General features: G+C 61.0%; 11 protein-coding genes. 9 read left to right on the top strand and 2 right to left on the bottom strand.

The genetic code is table 11. From position 1 onward, the window contains the following. Positions 1–4 precede the first annotated feature (4 nt). The 5 genes from ACFOKF_RS20215 to ACFOKF_RS20195 all read left to right on the top strand — a co-directional run bounded on the left by ACFOKF_RS20215 (position 5) and on the right by ACFOKF_RS20195 (position 6,212). Positions 5–1,201: an acetyl-CoA acetyltransferase gene (locus tag ACFOKF_RS20215; protein WP_380798264.1), complete on the top strand. Its 1,197-nt coding sequence runs from the start codon at positions 5–7 to the stop codon at positions 1,199–1,201. Beyond that, a complete protein-coding gene (locus ACFOKF_RS20210) occupies positions 1,201–1,659 on the top strand; it encodes a MaoC family dehydratase (RefSeq protein ID WP_380798263.1) in 459 nt (152 codons plus the stop codon). Before ACFOKF_RS20215 ends, ACFOKF_RS20210 begins: the two co-directional genes overlap by 1 nt. Continuing rightward, on the top strand, positions 1,656–2,552 hold the full coding sequence (locus ACFOKF_RS20205; protein ID WP_380798262.1) for an HpcH/HpaI aldolase/citrate lyase family protein: 897 nt from the start codon (positions 1,656–1,658) through the stop codon (positions 2,550–2,552). The genes ACFOKF_RS20210 and ACFOKF_RS20205 overlap by 4 nt, the downstream gene beginning before the upstream one ends. Continuing rightward, complete coding sequence (locus ACFOKF_RS20200) at positions 2,545–3,714, top strand: acyl-CoA dehydrogenase family protein (RefSeq protein WP_380798260.1); 1,170 nt, start codon at positions 2,545–2,547, stop codon at positions 3,712–3,714. The genes ACFOKF_RS20205 and ACFOKF_RS20200 overlap by 8 nt, the downstream gene beginning before the upstream one ends. Before the next feature lie 167 nt (positions 3,715–3,881). Then, complete coding sequence (locus ACFOKF_RS20195) at positions 3,882–6,212, top strand: TonB-dependent receptor (RefSeq protein ID WP_380798258.1); 2,331 nt, start codon at positions 3,882–3,884, stop codon at positions 6,210–6,212. A 42-nt stretch (positions 6,213–6,254) separates the two neighbouring features. Here the strand turns inward: ACFOKF_RS20195 and ACFOKF_RS20190 are convergent, their stop codons facing one another. After that, on the bottom strand, positions 6,255–6,905 hold the full coding sequence (locus ACFOKF_RS20190) for a TetR/AcrR family transcriptional regulator (protein ID WP_380798256.1): 651 nt from the start codon (positions 6,903–6,905) through the stop codon (positions 6,255–6,257). A 132-nt stretch (positions 6,906–7,037) separates the two neighbouring features. Here ACFOKF_RS20190 and ACFOKF_RS20185 point away from each other — a divergent pair, with 132 nt between their 5' ends. Next, complete coding sequence (locus ACFOKF_RS20185; RefSeq protein ID WP_380798254.1) at positions 7,038–8,309, top strand: cytochrome P450; 1,272 nt, start codon at positions 7,038–7,040, stop codon at positions 8,307–8,309. A gap of 39 nt (positions 8,310–8,348) precedes the next feature. Further along, entirely contained in the window at positions 8,349–9,782 is a 1,434-nt protein-coding gene (locus ACFOKF_RS20180; protein ID WP_380798253.1) for an aromatic ring-hydroxylating oxygenase subunit alpha, read from the top strand. Between the two features lie 460 nt (positions 9,783–10,242). Here the strand turns inward: ACFOKF_RS20180 and ACFOKF_RS20175 are convergent, their stop codons facing one another. Continuing rightward, a complete protein-coding gene (locus ACFOKF_RS20175) occupies positions 10,243–11,190 on the bottom strand; it encodes an NAD-dependent epimerase/dehydratase family protein (RefSeq protein WP_380798251.1) in 948 nt (315 codons plus the stop codon). 291 nt (positions 11,191–11,481) lie between these two features. Between ACFOKF_RS20175 and ACFOKF_RS20170 the strand changes: the two genes are divergently transcribed. Next, on the top strand, positions 11,482–12,711 hold the full coding sequence (locus tag ACFOKF_RS20170) for a hypothetical protein (protein ID WP_380798249.1): 1,230 nt from the start codon (positions 11,482–11,484) through the stop codon (positions 12,709–12,711). Continuing rightward, positions 12,708–13,484 carry an SDR family NAD(P)-dependent oxidoreductase gene (locus ACFOKF_RS20165; RefSeq protein WP_380798247.1) on the top strand — a complete coding sequence of 259 codons (777 nt, stop codon included), beginning with the start codon at positions 12,708–12,710 and terminating at the stop codon, positions 13,482–13,484. The genes ACFOKF_RS20170 and ACFOKF_RS20165 overlap by 4 nt, the downstream gene beginning before the upstream one ends. Positions 13,485–13,497: the final 13 nt, after the last annotated feature.

Below are 13,497 nucleotides of genomic sequence, written 5' to 3'. Positions count from 1 at the left end.
AGCCATGGCAACAGGGATCAAGGACAAGGTCGCCATATTGGGCATGGGATGCTCCAAATTCGGCGAGCGTTGGGACGCGGGATCGCCCGACCTGATGAAGGAGGCGTTCGAGGAAGCGCTGGCGGACGCGGGGATCGAGCGCAAGCAGATCGATGCGGCATGGTTCGGCTGCTGGGGGGATGGCATCAATGTCGGCAATTCCTCCATTCCGGCCGCCATGGCGCTTCGGCTGGAGGGTATACCGGTCAGCCGGGTCGAGAATATGTGCGCGACCGGCACGGAGGCGCTGCGCGGCGCGACCTATGCGGTGGCCAGCGGTGCGGCCGATATTGCGCTGGCCATTGGCGCGGAGAAGCTGAAGGATACAGGCTTTGGCGGTCTGCCCCCGCCGTTCAAGGGCACGTTCAACGACATGTGGATGCCCATGGGGTCTGCGCCAGCCGGCTTTGCGCAACTCGCGCCCTATTATCGGTCCAAATATGGCACGTCGAAGGAAGATCTGAAGCGCGCGATCAGCCATGTCTCCTGGAAGAGTCATCAAAATGGGCAATATAGCCCCAAGGCGCATTTCCAGAAGGCGGTGTCGATGGACACCATCATGAATGCGCCGATGATTTCCGATCCGCTGGGCCTGTTCGATTGTTCGGGCGTGTCGGACGGATCGGCCTGCGCCATCGTGACGACGCCGGAAATCGCCAGGGCGCTGGGCAAGAGCGATCTGGTGACGATCAAGGCGCTGCAACTGGCGACCAGTTCCGGGCGCGAGACGCAAACCAATAGCTGGGATGGCAGCTATGTCGCGACGACCCGTGCGGCCGCAGCGCGGGCCTATCAGGAAGCGGGCATCACCGATCCGCGCAGCCAGGTGCATCTGAGCGAAGTGCATGACTGTTTTTCGATCACCGAACTGGTGACGATGGAGGATCTGGGCTTTTCCGACGATGGCCGGGCGGTGTTCGATATACTCGACGGGCGTTACGACCGCGATGGGGCAATGCCGTGCCAGATTGACGGGGGGCTCAAATGTTTCGGCCATCCGATCGGCGCGTCGGGGCTGCGCATGGCTTATGAAATCTACAATCAACTGCTCGGCCGGGCAGGCGAACGGCAAATGTCGTCGCCGTCGATCGGGGTCACGCATAATCTGGGCGGTGTTCCCTATCAGGGGATCGCAGCCATCTCTGTATTGGGACTCGCATAATGGCTGGTGTCTGGTTTGATGAATTGGAAGTTGGGCAGATATTTCATCACCCGATCCGCCGCACCCTGACCGAAACCGACAATCTGTTGATGTCGACGCTGACGCATAATCCGGCGCAGCTTCACATCGATGCGGAGTATATGAAGGGGACGCCGTTCGGCCGACCGCTGATGAATTCGGCTTTCACGCTGGGATTGATGGTCGGGATTTCAGTGGGGGACACGACGCTGGGCACGGCGGTCGCTAATTTGGGATGGGATGAAGTGCGTTTTCCCAACCCGCTCTTTGCCGGCGACACCATTCATGTCGTGACGCAAGTCATCGAACTGCGTGAGTCGAAGTCGCGACCGGAGGCGGGCATCGTCACCTTCCTGCATCAGGCCTTCAACCAGAAGGATGAACTGGTCGCCACCTGCAAGCGGTCCGGCTTGCAGCTCAAGAAGCCGGCCGACGCATGACCGACCTGCCGATCCGGTCCTTCCTGTTCATTCCGGGGGACAGCGAGAAGAAGATGGGGAAGGTCGACGGCACGGCCGCCGACGCCTTCATCTTCGATCTGGAGGACGCTGTCGCGGTCGCGCGCAAGCCGGTCGCGCGTGAAATGGTGCCAGCCTTCATCAAGGAACGGCCCAGGGGACAGCGCAAGGCGCAATATTGGGTGCGGGTGAACCCGCTCGATACGCCCTGGACGCTGGAGGATCTGGCCGCGATCGTCTCGGCCGCGCCCGATGGCATCATGTTGCCCAAGGTGAATGGGCCGCAGGATGTGGCGCAGGTCAGCCATTATCTGTCCGCATTAGAAACGGCGGCGGGGATTGAAGTGGGATCGATCAAGATATTGCCGGTCGCGACTGAGACGGCGATTTCGCCCTTTCGGCTGGGCGACTATGCCGGGGCGGGGCTGGATCGGCTCTATGGCCTGACCTGGGGGGCGGAGGATCTGAGTTCCGCGATCGGGGCGAGTGGCAATACCGACGAGAGCGGCCAATGGACGTTGACCTACAGGATGGTTCGTTCGCTCTGTCTGCTGGGCGCGCATGCCGCGGGCGTGGAGGCGGTCGATACGCTGTACGTCGATTTCCGCGATCCCGACGGATTGCGCACATCCTGCATGGCGGCGCGGGCGGAAGGCTTTTCGGGACGGGTGGCCATCCATCCCGCGCAGGTCGACATCATCAATGAGAGCTTCTCGCCATCGTCGGCGGAGGTGGATTTTGCCCGCCGGGTGGTCGATTTGTTCGCCGCCAACCCGGACTCGGGCACTTTGGGACTGGACGGAAAGATGCTGGATATTCCGCACCTGAAACAGGCGCAACGCACGCTGGCCATGCATGAGGCGCGTCATGGCTGATCCGCTGCTGCGCAATGATGGCGGCCGGGGCATATTCTCCGCCGAACATGAGCAATTCCGCGAGACGGTGGCCCGCTTCGTCGACGAAGAACTGGTGCCGAACCATCATCAATGGGAAAAGGACGAGGTCGTCCCCCGTGAGATATGGAAGCGCGCGGGCGAGGTCGGCATTCTTTGCCCCAATATCCCGGAGGCCTATGGCGGCTTCGGCGCGGACTGGCTCTATAATGTCGTCATCATCGAGGAACTGGCGAAGAAGGGCATTACCGGCCCCGGCTTCATGGTCCATTCGGAAATGGTTGCCCCCTATATATTGGCCGCCGGCACCGAGGAATTGAAGCAGGATGTCCTGCCGAAAATGGTGACGGGCGAGTATATCGGCGCACTGGGTCTGACCGAGCCGGGTGCCGGGTCCGACGTGAAGGAAATCCGCACGCGGGCTGTCCGCGACGGTGACGACTATGTTCTCAACGGGCAGAAAGTCTATATTTCCAACGGACAGCTGGCCGATGTCATGGTCTGCGCCTGCAAGACCGATCCGACGGCCGGGGCCAAGGGCGTCAGCCTGATTGCGGTCGACACGCATCAGGACGGGTTCAAGCGCGGGCGCAATTTGGAGAAGATCGGCCTCAAGGCGCAGGATACGTCGGAAATCTTTCTGGAGGATGTGCGCGCGCCGCTCCATCGCCTGCTGGGCGCGGAAGGCACCGGCTTTGGCATCATGATGGGCAAGCTGGCGCAGGAACGGCTGACCCAGGCCGTGCGCAGCATCTGTGTGGCGGAAGCGGCGATCCAATGGACGGTCGATTATACGGCGGAACGCAAGATGTTCGGTCAGACGCTGGCCGATTTCCAGAATACCCAGTTCGTGCTGGCGGAATTGTCGGCTGAAGTGCTGTCGGCGCGGGTCTTTACCGACTGGTGCATCAAGCGCTTCCTGGCCGGGGAACTGACCGGCGTGGAAGCGGCCAAGGTGAAGCTGGTCGTCACCAACCTGCATGTGAAGGTCGTGGACCAGTGCCTGCAATTCTTCGGCGGCTATGGCTATATGACCGAATATCCGATCGCGCGGGCCTATGTCGACGCGCGCATCGTCCGCATCGCGGGGGGCGCGGCCGAGGTTATGAAACAAATCATCGGGCGTGACCTATTCAGAAAATAAAGCCGCCCTCAATTTACATTCAAACATGAATGTATGTCTTTACTCATTCCGGTATGCACGCTAACCATATCGCGTGCGGACGGCAGGGTGAGTGCATAGCCGATCCGTACATCCCGTTGACAAAAGAAGAGCGCCCGAATGCGGCGTGACATGGGGAGAGGATTGGCATGACGAGCAACAAGCTGTTGTTGTGCGCGTCGCTCATCGCGATTGCGCAAATGAATCATGTGGCATGGGCGCAGGAGGATGGGGCCAGTAGCGCTGCCCGCCAGCAGGCCGACATCATCGTGACGGCGCAGCGCCGCGAACAGAGGCTGGAGGAGGTGCCGCTGACAGTGGCGGTGCAGTCGGCCGATCAACTGGCGCGGGCGGGCGTAACTGACAGTCGCGGCCTTCAGCAACTGACGCCGGGTCTGGTCTTTCAGCAGCAAAGCAGCTTCCTCAACCCCTCGCTGCGCGGCATTTCCACAACGGTCGTCACGGCGGGCGCGGAAAACCCGATCGCCATCTATCTCGACAATGTCTATGTTTCCAGCTTCGCCGGGTCGATCCTGTCGCTGCCAGATGTGGAGCAGATCGAAGTGCTGAAAGGGCCGCAGGGCACGCTCTTCGGGCGCAATGCGACCGGTGGTGCGATCCGCATTTCGACCAGAGAACCCGGCAATGACGTCGCGGGCAAGGTCGATGTCACGACCGGTTATTATGACGGTGCAGGGTCAAGCCGGTCGGCCTATGACCTGTCTTTCAAGGGCTTTGTCTCCGGGCCGATCGTGGAAGATGCGATCGCCGCCAGCCTGGCCTTCTCCTATCGCAAGAGCAATGGATATGGGCGCAATATCGCCTATTCGCAGGTGTCGGACAGCGTGCGGCAGGCATTCGGTAGCGACCGCATGATGTATCTGGAGGACAAGCTGTTGCGGGGCAAGCTGCGCCTGACGCCGACGGATAATCTGGACATTTTATTGGCTGGATATTGGAACGAATGGGAGTCCGATCGTGGTCAGATCGGCGTCGTGCAATATGGCGGCACGGCGACGGGACCGGCGCAACTGAACGACGCCAACGGCAATCCCTACAACTACATCGTGGGCAAGCGGGCCTGGCAATATGCCTATGATGCGCTCCGGCCCAATGCGTCCGTGGAAGGGCGCGGTGCCAGCATGCGGATCAAATGGGATCTGGATATGGGGCAGTTCACGTCGACCACGGCCTGGTCGCGGGCGCGTAGCCGCGAATATGTCGATTCCGATGCAACCTATTCGCCTGACTGTCTGGAAATCGCCAATGTGGGAGCGGGCGTTGGCTGCGTCGCACCGTTCGACACGATATTGGACAAGACATTCCAGCAGGAACTGCTCTTTTCCTCGAAGGATTTCGGCATCTTCAGCTTCGTTGCCGGGGCGAATTATTATCGTGGGACGTCGGTGGTGGATGTGCGGGTCAGTGACTTTGCCACGGGTGCCTTCCCCGCTGGCGACCTGTCGGTGAATTATCCGTCCATCTTCACCTATAATACCGGCATCAAGACGAAAGCGATCGGCCTCTTCGCCGAGGGCACGTTCAAATTCACCGATCGGCTGACCGGGGTGGCGGGCATCCGTTATAGCGATGAAAAGAAGAGCGGCACGACATCCTTCTTCGGCGGGGCGGATTCGCCGCTGGTCCCGATCAAGGACGATGCCTGGACGCCGCGCGTATCGCTGATCTACGAGATTGCCGATCGGACCAACATTTATGCGACATGGTCGAAGGGCTTCAAATCGGGCCTGATTCCGGGGGGTAATGCCGCCTATATTCAGGGCAGTGCCGATCCACTGCCCAGCGTGCGGCCGGAAAAGATCACCGCCTACGAAGTGGGTTTCAAGACGGCGAAGGCCGGTGCCTATACGTTCAATCTGGCGGCCTTCTATTATGACTATAGCGATGTGCAGGTGCAGGCCAGTCTGGGGGCGGGTGGCACCGTCATCGCCATCCAGAACGCCGCCAGCGCCACCATTTACGGCTTCGATGCGGAAGGCACGCTGACCCTGAACGATGATTTCAGCCTGCGGGCGGGCGCATCCTATATTCCCCGCGCGCGCTATGATCGGTTCCCCGGTGCACAGGTCGCGTTGCCGCCGGGCAGCTATGGCGGTTTCGTCAATGGCGAACTGGTGGATTTGAAAGGAAAGCGGCTGTTCAAGACGCCGAAATTCACTGGCAATATCGCGCTCAATTATGAGCATGAGCATGATTGGGGCAAGATCGACGCGAGCGTGAACGCCTATTATGCCTCGCGCCTCTATTTCGACCCGACCTATCTCTTCTCCACCAAGGAGTTCAAACTGGGTGGCGAGGTCGGCTTCACGCCCGCAGGCAGTCCGTTCCGGGTTGCGCTATGGGTACGCAACCTCACCAACAACGACGCCTATGTCTCCTATCAGCTGACGTCCAACGCATCAGTGCTGACGCCGGGCGAGCCGCGCTCCTTCGGCCTGACGGCGGGGTACAAGTTCTGAAGAAAGGGAGGGAGCGCGATTGGGCGCTCCCTCTTTTACCGGTCACAGGCGGACGCGGACAAATTCCAGCAGCATGATGCGGGTGTCGGCCATAGTCTTGTCGATGGCGGCTGATGTCTGGCTGAGCAATTGGGCCATCGCCGCGCCCTCGCTCATCATCAAGGTGATTTCCAGACTGGTTTCGATCAGCGGCGCGGGGATATGGCCGTCCAGATTGCGGCGCCAGAATTCCCGGAACTGCTGGGTCAGCGGACGCTGCAATTCCAGTGTCCGGTCCTTGAGCGCCGGATCGCCGCGACTGGCGCTCAGCAGGTCATAGACCGCGATGGCGTCGGGCGAGACGGTCAGCGCCGTCACCTGATCGAACAGGGCGGCAACGCGGTCGATGCCGCGCACGCCATCGGGCACGCTGTAGCTTTCAAATGCCTGCGAGAGCCGATCGTCCAGTTCACGCACGGCGGCCAGGATCAATTCTTCCCGGCTGCTGAAATGATGCTGGATAGCCCCGCGCGTCAGATTGGCGTCGGCCGCTATCTCGCTCATGCTGGTGGCGGCAATGCCGCGTTCGCGCATCAGGCGAATGGCGCTGTCGAGCAGGCCAGCGCGCGAGGTTGCGCTGCGCTCTTCCTGCGAACGGCGGATTCGGCCTGTCTTCCTTGTCCCGTTCTTCTCGATCGTCGTGCGTGTCGCCATCAGCTTTCCGGCATGCCCTGTTCAGTTCCCCTTTACAAGGGTCCGCTGCTTGCACATACATTCGATAAAGAATGTATGTTGCTTCTATGCCTTTTTGTGGCGGCATGGCAATCATATACCCGGAGAGATGATGTGACGGCGACCGATACGCTCGATTCCGCAGCCAATTTTGATTTTACCGCGCCTGCGCTCCTGGCATACCCCCATGCGGCGCTGGCGGCAGTGCGGCAGCAGGGGCCGGTGGTGAAGGCGCGCGTGCCCGGCGGTATGGACGCCTATCTCGTCACCAGCTTCGCCGCCGTATCCGAAGCGACCAAGCGGACCGAGGATTTCTCGTCGCAGATGGGGCATCTGACCAACCGACCGAACATGGACAATCATGAGGCGCTGGCGATATTGGCGGAGGCCGGGAAGGCGGGGTCCGGCCTGTTGCTGGTGTCCGACGATCCCGATCACAAACGCTATCGCGCGCTGGTCAACGCCGTGTTCGCGCATGGCCGCATCGCCAATCTGCAACCGTTGATCGAACGGATCGTGACGCAGTTGCTGGACGATATGGCGCGGAAGGAAGAGGCGGATTTCGTCAATGAATTCGCGGTGCTGCTGCCTACTTATGTCATCGCCGACATATTGGGGCTGGACCGCGACCATTGGCATCTGGTGCGCCAATGGTCGGACGCCGCCATCCTGCTGGTCAGTCGCATGGGAACAATGGCGCAGGAGGTCGAGGCCGCGAAGCAGGTGGTGGCGTTCATCCGCTTCATCCGCGAACGGCTGGCGCTGCGGCGCGCCGAACCGGCGGACGACCTGATTTCCAATCTGGTGCATGTCGGCGTCGACGGCATTCCGCCGCTCAATGATGATGAGGCAACCGCGCTGACGCTGGAAATTGCCGTGGCGGGCAATGAAACGACGCGCAACACGCTGATGAGCGGGCTGGTGCAATTGCTGCGGCATCCCGAGCAAATGGAGATGCTGCGCGCCGACCCGTCGCTGATCGCCAATGCGGTGGAAGAATTGCTGCGCTACGAAACGCCGGCAACGTCGATGTGGCGCATCGCCACGCGCGACACCGAACTGGCGGGCACCTTCATCCCGGAAGGCGCGCCGGTGCTGTTGCGGTTCGATGCCGCCAATCGCGATCCGGCGCGTTTCCCGGAACCGGATCGGTTCGACATCACCCGCAAGGAAGCGCGCAACCATGTCGCCTTTGGCGCGCCGGGCATGCATCGCTGCCTGGGGCAGATGCTGGCGCGCAAGGAATTGGCGATCGCGCTGCCGGCGCTGCTCGCCCGGCTGCACGACATTCGCATTCTGGAGGGCAGCGACACGGCCTATTGGCCCGGCTTGCTGCATCGCGGGATCACCAGCCTGCGGATCGGATACCGGGCGATTAATCCATAATCATTAGAGCATATGTTATCAGGAACAGGATGATCGATCATGGCGACCATTGTACGCAAATCCGAAATCACCCGCGGCTATGGCACGAAAGAACGGCCGGTCACGCAGGAGGTGTGGGATAAGGAGACATTCTTCCCCGATCATGTGTCGCTGCATATCGACGGCACGATCGAGCCGGACAGCCGACGTTTCGATCATAATATCTATATCGATCCCGGCATCGCTGCGCTGGAGCAGGAGCATGTGTGGGAGAAGAACTGGCTTTATATTGGCCGGGACGAAGATCTGCCCAATGTCGGCGATCGCATGCCGGTCAATGTCGGCCGCCGATCCTATATGATCGTCCATAGCGCGCCCAACGAGTATAAAGCCTATTATAACAGCTGCCCGCATCGCGGCACCGAACTCTGTTCGCAGAAGGAAAATGCGGCGTCGATCCGCTGCCCCTATCATGGCTGGGAATGGCAGAATGGCGGCAAGCTGAAGCGCATCCCCAGCCATTGGGATTTCAAGGAAATCACGCCCAATAATGGTGGCCTGCCCGAAGTGCGGCTGGAGCGCTGGGGCGGGTTCCTGTTCATCAATGCGGATAAGGATGCGCCGTCGCTGCAGGATGCGCTGGGCCTGATCCCGGATCATTTCAAGGAATTCGATTACGCCAATCGCTATACCTATGGCCATTTCCGGCGGGAGATGGATTGTAACTGGAAGGTGGCGCAGGAGGCGTTCCAGGAAGCCTATCATCTGTACGCGACCCATCCCGAAGCGGTGCCCTTCGCCGGCGACGCGCAGGGCAAATATGATGTCTGGGAAACCAAGGGCAGCTATATCGGCCGCAATTCGACTTACTCGGCCATTCCGTCCGCCCATGCGCCGGCCGATACCGATCCGGTCGCATCGGCGCAGATGTTCCTCCAGACCACCGGCGACTGGCATTATCCCGGCCATCCGGTGACACAGCTGGACCCGGACAAGGATTTGCGCGCGCAGGTGGCGGACTGGATACGCGGGGCGTATCGGGCGAAACATGGCAAGGATACCGAATTGCCGGACGCCATCCTGCTCGATTCCCTGCTTTATTTCTTCTACCCCCATTGCTGCTTCTGGCTGTCGGAGGCCGTGCCCTTCACCTACCAGTTCTGGCCGCATGCGACCGACCCGAACAAAAGCTATTTCGAAGTGCGCATGCTCTATCCGGTCGGCGAAGGCGAGGCGCGACCGGCCGCCACGCCCCGCGTCGACATTGGCCCCGACGAGTCGATCTTTGCGACCATGCAGGAGAGCTTCGGATTCCTGGCCTATATTTTCGATCAGGATTGCAGCAATTTGCCGCGTGTGCAGCGCGGCGCGCATTCGGCCAATATCGAGAACCCCACCACCTTCCTGGGCGCCTATCAGGAATCGATCATCCAGCAATGGAACAAGGTCATATTGGCCGCGATCGAAGAAGGGCAGGCGCGCAAACGCGCCTGACGCCTGCAACCGAATAAGGGGGCTGCGGCGCCGGAGCGATCCGGCGCCGTCTTTTTGTTTTTCAGATCGGCAGACAGATAGCGATCGTCCAGGATTGAGCCATAAAGCGACAAAAGAACCGCAAAATGCACGCGAAATTGTCGCTTTATGTCGCTTTATCCCAGAGCATTTCCAAAGCAGATGGCATCATCTGCTGACTCGGGAAATGCGGAAAATGAGAGAAAAATAGAGCATGATCCGATCCAGAGTGATCGGATCATGCTCTAGCCATATGAACGGGCCTGCGCAGTTACCGCCGACAATCAGAAAGAACCGCTGGCAGGATAGGAGAGGTCGATCCCGTAGGACAGGCAAAGACGCGGCCACGAAAATATTGGCGGAATCTGACGTCCTTCAGGCTTCGTTGGCCGATATGGCCAATTTCAGATTCGGGGCGCCACGCGAAGTCTCCTGTGAATTTCTAGGAAGCAGCCTTGCGCGGCGCGACCCAGGAGGGGGCGGCGCGCTCTGTCGCTGCGGCATAATCCGGGTGAAGGCAATCCTCCAATATGTCGACGCGGTCTTCGCGCGGGGACCAGCCCAGTTGCGTGCGGGTGCGCGGGCAACGCTGGCGACTGTTGGATTGCAGGATGATCTTGCCCAGTCCCTTGTCCCAGATGTCGCAGGCTTCCTCGATCGTGACCGATCGGGTCGAAACGCCCAAATGCTGCGCGATCCGATGGGCCATCACGCCATAGGCGACCTCACCCGACACCGCGAAATAGAGCGCGCCGGCCTCGCCCTTTTCGATGGCCAGGCGATAGATTTCGGCCAGTTCTTCGACATGAATGTTGGAATAGACGTTGAGGCCGCGTCCGACATGGCAGACCGCGCCGGTCGTGCGCGCCGAATGATAGAGGTCGGCGATGATCTGGCTGCCGCCATTGCCCCAGATGAGCGAGGGACGGATCACCATGCCGCGCACGCCCTGTTTCGCGGAATCGCGGGCGATGGCTTCGTTGATCAGGCGGGGGGCGATCTGGCGCTTGGGCTCGAAGGGTTCATCCTCGGCAAAGCTGCGCTCATCCCACAGGCCGCCGGTCGGGATCGACATCAGGCTGGTGCCGCTGGTGAAAATGAACGTCCTACTGCTGCCGGCCAGATGATCGACGATCGTCTGCGTCACCTGCTTTTCATGGTCCAGCATCAGTTGGGCAGCGAAGATGACGACATCCTGCCCCTCCAGCATAGCCGGTATCGAGTCGATCTGGGCCAGGTCGCCACGCACGGCGCGCACGCCCATGGCCTGCAAGGTCGCGTCATTGGCGGCGTTGCGGGAAAAGCCCGACAGGTCATGGCCATGAGCCGCCAGATTGGCGACGATGTGCCGCCCCAGATAGCCGGTCGCGCCGAAGATGATGACCTTCATCGGTCAGGCCTCCGTAGTGATGGCTATGGGTGCGGACAGGCTGCAAGGGTGGGGTTCGTTCATGATGGGCATCCTCCTCCAAATGTCATTGGGCTGACATAAATACATTCAATAAAGAATGTATCTTGCGTTTATGGTCGGATGCAATAAGTTTCGATCCAGTTCCTGAAGGGTTTGACCAAAGCCCTTCCCAAAAGCGGGCCTGATAACAGGCCGGGCGCACCGCTTTGGCCGGGTCGCCCGGCATAGCCGCCTGCAATAATGACAAGAACCAAAAGGAGAGGACCACAGATGCTCACCCCCTATGACGAATTTCCCGTCCATCAGGCGTCCCGGCCGTTCAGCTTCATTCCATCGACCGACTATAGCTGGGACGACGGCTATTATTTCGGTGTCTTCAATCCCGATGAGGGGATTTTCATCGCGACCGGTGCGCGGGTGAATCCGAACACCGACATGTTTGGCGGCTATGCCTTCATCAACGATAATGGCATCCATTCGACCACCCGCTTCAACCGGACCTGGCGCGGCAATTTCGACGTGGCGATCGGCCCCTGGCGGGTCGAATTTGTCGAACCGCTCAAGAAAATCCGCCTGGTGCTGGAGGATAATGGCAGCGGCCTGTCCTTCGACATATTGTGGGAGGGTGTATCTCCGGCGTTTCTGGAGGACCATCATTCGGCCGAAAATCGCGGACGGCTGACGACCGACCAGAGCCGCTATTCGCAGCCCGGCGTGGCGACGGGCTGGGCCGAATATCAGGGAAGACGGTTCGACATCACGCCAGACACATGGTTCGCCGCGCGCGACCATAGCTGGGGCCTGTATGCCGAGCGGCCGCCGCTGGCGCCGCTGGCGTCGCTGTTGCCGCCGCGCCGCAAATCCGGGCCGCAGCGGGCGATGCGCTGGTGGAACTGCTTCGTCGCAGGCGATTATAGCGGTTTCTTCCACCTGCATGAAACGCCCGAGGGCGTTCAGGCGAAGATGAATGATGTGTTCGGCACGCCGCTGGGCGGGCATGTGTTCAAGGGGTGGGGCAGCGATGCGCTGCATTTCACGTCCGCCCGGCACGAAATGAACTTCGTGGAAGGGACGCGGATGCTGACCGACGCGACGCTGCATCTGGAGGATGACCGGGGCGGGGCGTGGACAATCCGCTATGATGTCGCCGCGCCGCCCTGGATGGGGCAGACGATGGGCTATCATCCGGGCAGTTGGAAGGATGGCGGCACCTTCCATACCTATCATGGGTCGGAGGAACTGGCGATCGAATGGGAGACGCTGGACTGGTCGCAGCAACCCTTCACCTACACCCCCTACAAGGTCAGCGGCGAGCAGCTGGCGACCAATTTCGGCGAAGGCACCGGCGTCGAGGACAAGGGCAATGATGGCAACAAGACCCATGGCGTCGAATATCTGATGCGGGTGACGTTGCATGCGCCCGACGGGTCGGTTCACACCGGCGCAGCGCAGGTCGAAATGTTCATCAACGGCCGCTACGATCCCTATGGCTTTGCATGAAACTGGGGCTTGAAGGCCGGGTCGCGCTGGTATCGGGCGGCAGCGCCGGCATGGGCCGGGCGATCGCCCGCGAACTGGCGCGGGAAGGCGCGCATGTGATGGTGGTCGCGCGGGGCGAAGCGGCGCTGCGCGACACTGTTGCCGCGATCGAGGCGGAGGGCGGCCGGGCCGGGTGGATCAGCGCGGATATGGCCGATGAAGCCGGGATCGTGCGGGCGGTTGCGCAGACGCGCGCGCTGTTCGGCGATCCTGACCTTGTCATCGGCAATGTCCGGTCGGTGGTGCGGTACGGGTTTGAGGAAGCGTCGAACGACGATTTTCGGCTGAGCAACGAGCAGGTCGTGCTGTCCTTCGCCATGCTGGTGCGGGAAACCCATGGCGCGATGAAGGCGAAGGGATTTGGACGCTTCGTCAATCTGGGATCGGTGTGCGCGAAGGAGCCGCATCGCTTCTTCGACATCATCCTGTCCAACACCTATCGCACCGCCGCCGTCGGGCTGGCGCGCAGCCTGTCCAATGAACTGGCGCCCCATGGCATCACTGTCAACACGATCGCGCCGGGCAGCATCGACACCGGGCTGAATCAGGAAACGCAGGGCGGCGGGGCGGAAGCGCGAACCCAGCGGGAACCGCCGCCGGTAATCCAGATGGGGCGGCATGGCCGGCCCGATGAAGTGTCGGGCCTGGCGGCGTTTCTTTGCTCCGACCGGGCCAGCTACATCACCGGGCAGACGATCGCGGTCGATGGCGGCTGGACGCGCGGGCTGTTCTGATGCGCATGGGGAC

It is taken from the genome of Sphingobium rhizovicinum (assembly GCF_042647625.1).
GTDB lineage: Bacteria > Pseudomonadota > Alphaproteobacteria > Sphingomonadales > Sphingomonadaceae > Sphingobium > Sphingobium rhizovicinum.
This window is presented reverse-complemented; position numbering and strand designations above follow the sequence as displayed.

Bases quoted from the DNA above. Each gene is read 5' to 3' on its own strand.
- ACFOKF_RS20210 (WP_380798263.1), top strand. From the start codon at position 1,201: ATGGCTGGTGTCTGGTTTGATGAATTGGAAGTTGGGCAGATATTTCAT.
- ACFOKF_RS20205 (WP_380798262.1), top strand. From the start codon at position 1,656: ATGACCGACCTGCCGATCCGGTCCTTCCTGTTCATTCCGGGGGACAGC.
- ACFOKF_RS20180 (WP_380798253.1), top strand. From the start codon at position 8,349: ATGGCGACCATTGTACGCAAATCCGAAATCACCCGCGGCTATGGCACG.
- ACFOKF_RS20215 (WP_380798264.1), top strand. From the start codon at position 5: ATGGCAACAGGGATCAAGGACAAGGTCGCCATATTGGGCATGGGATGC.
- ACFOKF_RS20200 (WP_380798260.1), top strand. From the start codon at position 2,545: ATGGCTGATCCGCTGCTGCGCAATGATGGCGGCCGGGGCATATTCTCC.
- ACFOKF_RS20175 (WP_380798251.1), bottom strand. From the start codon at position 11,190: ATGAAGGTCATCATCTTCGGCGCGACCGGCTATCTGGGGCGGCACATC.
- ACFOKF_RS20165 (WP_380798247.1), top strand. From the start codon at position 12,708: ATGAAACTGGGGCTTGAAGGCCGGGTCGCGCTGGTATCGGGCGGCAGC.
- ACFOKF_RS20195 (WP_380798258.1), top strand. From the start codon at position 3,882: ATGACGAGCAACAAGCTGTTGTTGTGCGCGTCGCTCATCGCGATTGCG.
- ACFOKF_RS20170 (WP_380798249.1), top strand. From the start codon at position 11,482: ATGCTCACCCCCTATGACGAATTTCCCGTCCATCAGGCGTCCCGGCCG.
- ACFOKF_RS20190 (WP_380798256.1), bottom strand. From the start codon at position 6,905: ATGGCGACACGCACGACGATCGAGAAGAACGGGACAAGGAAGACAGGC.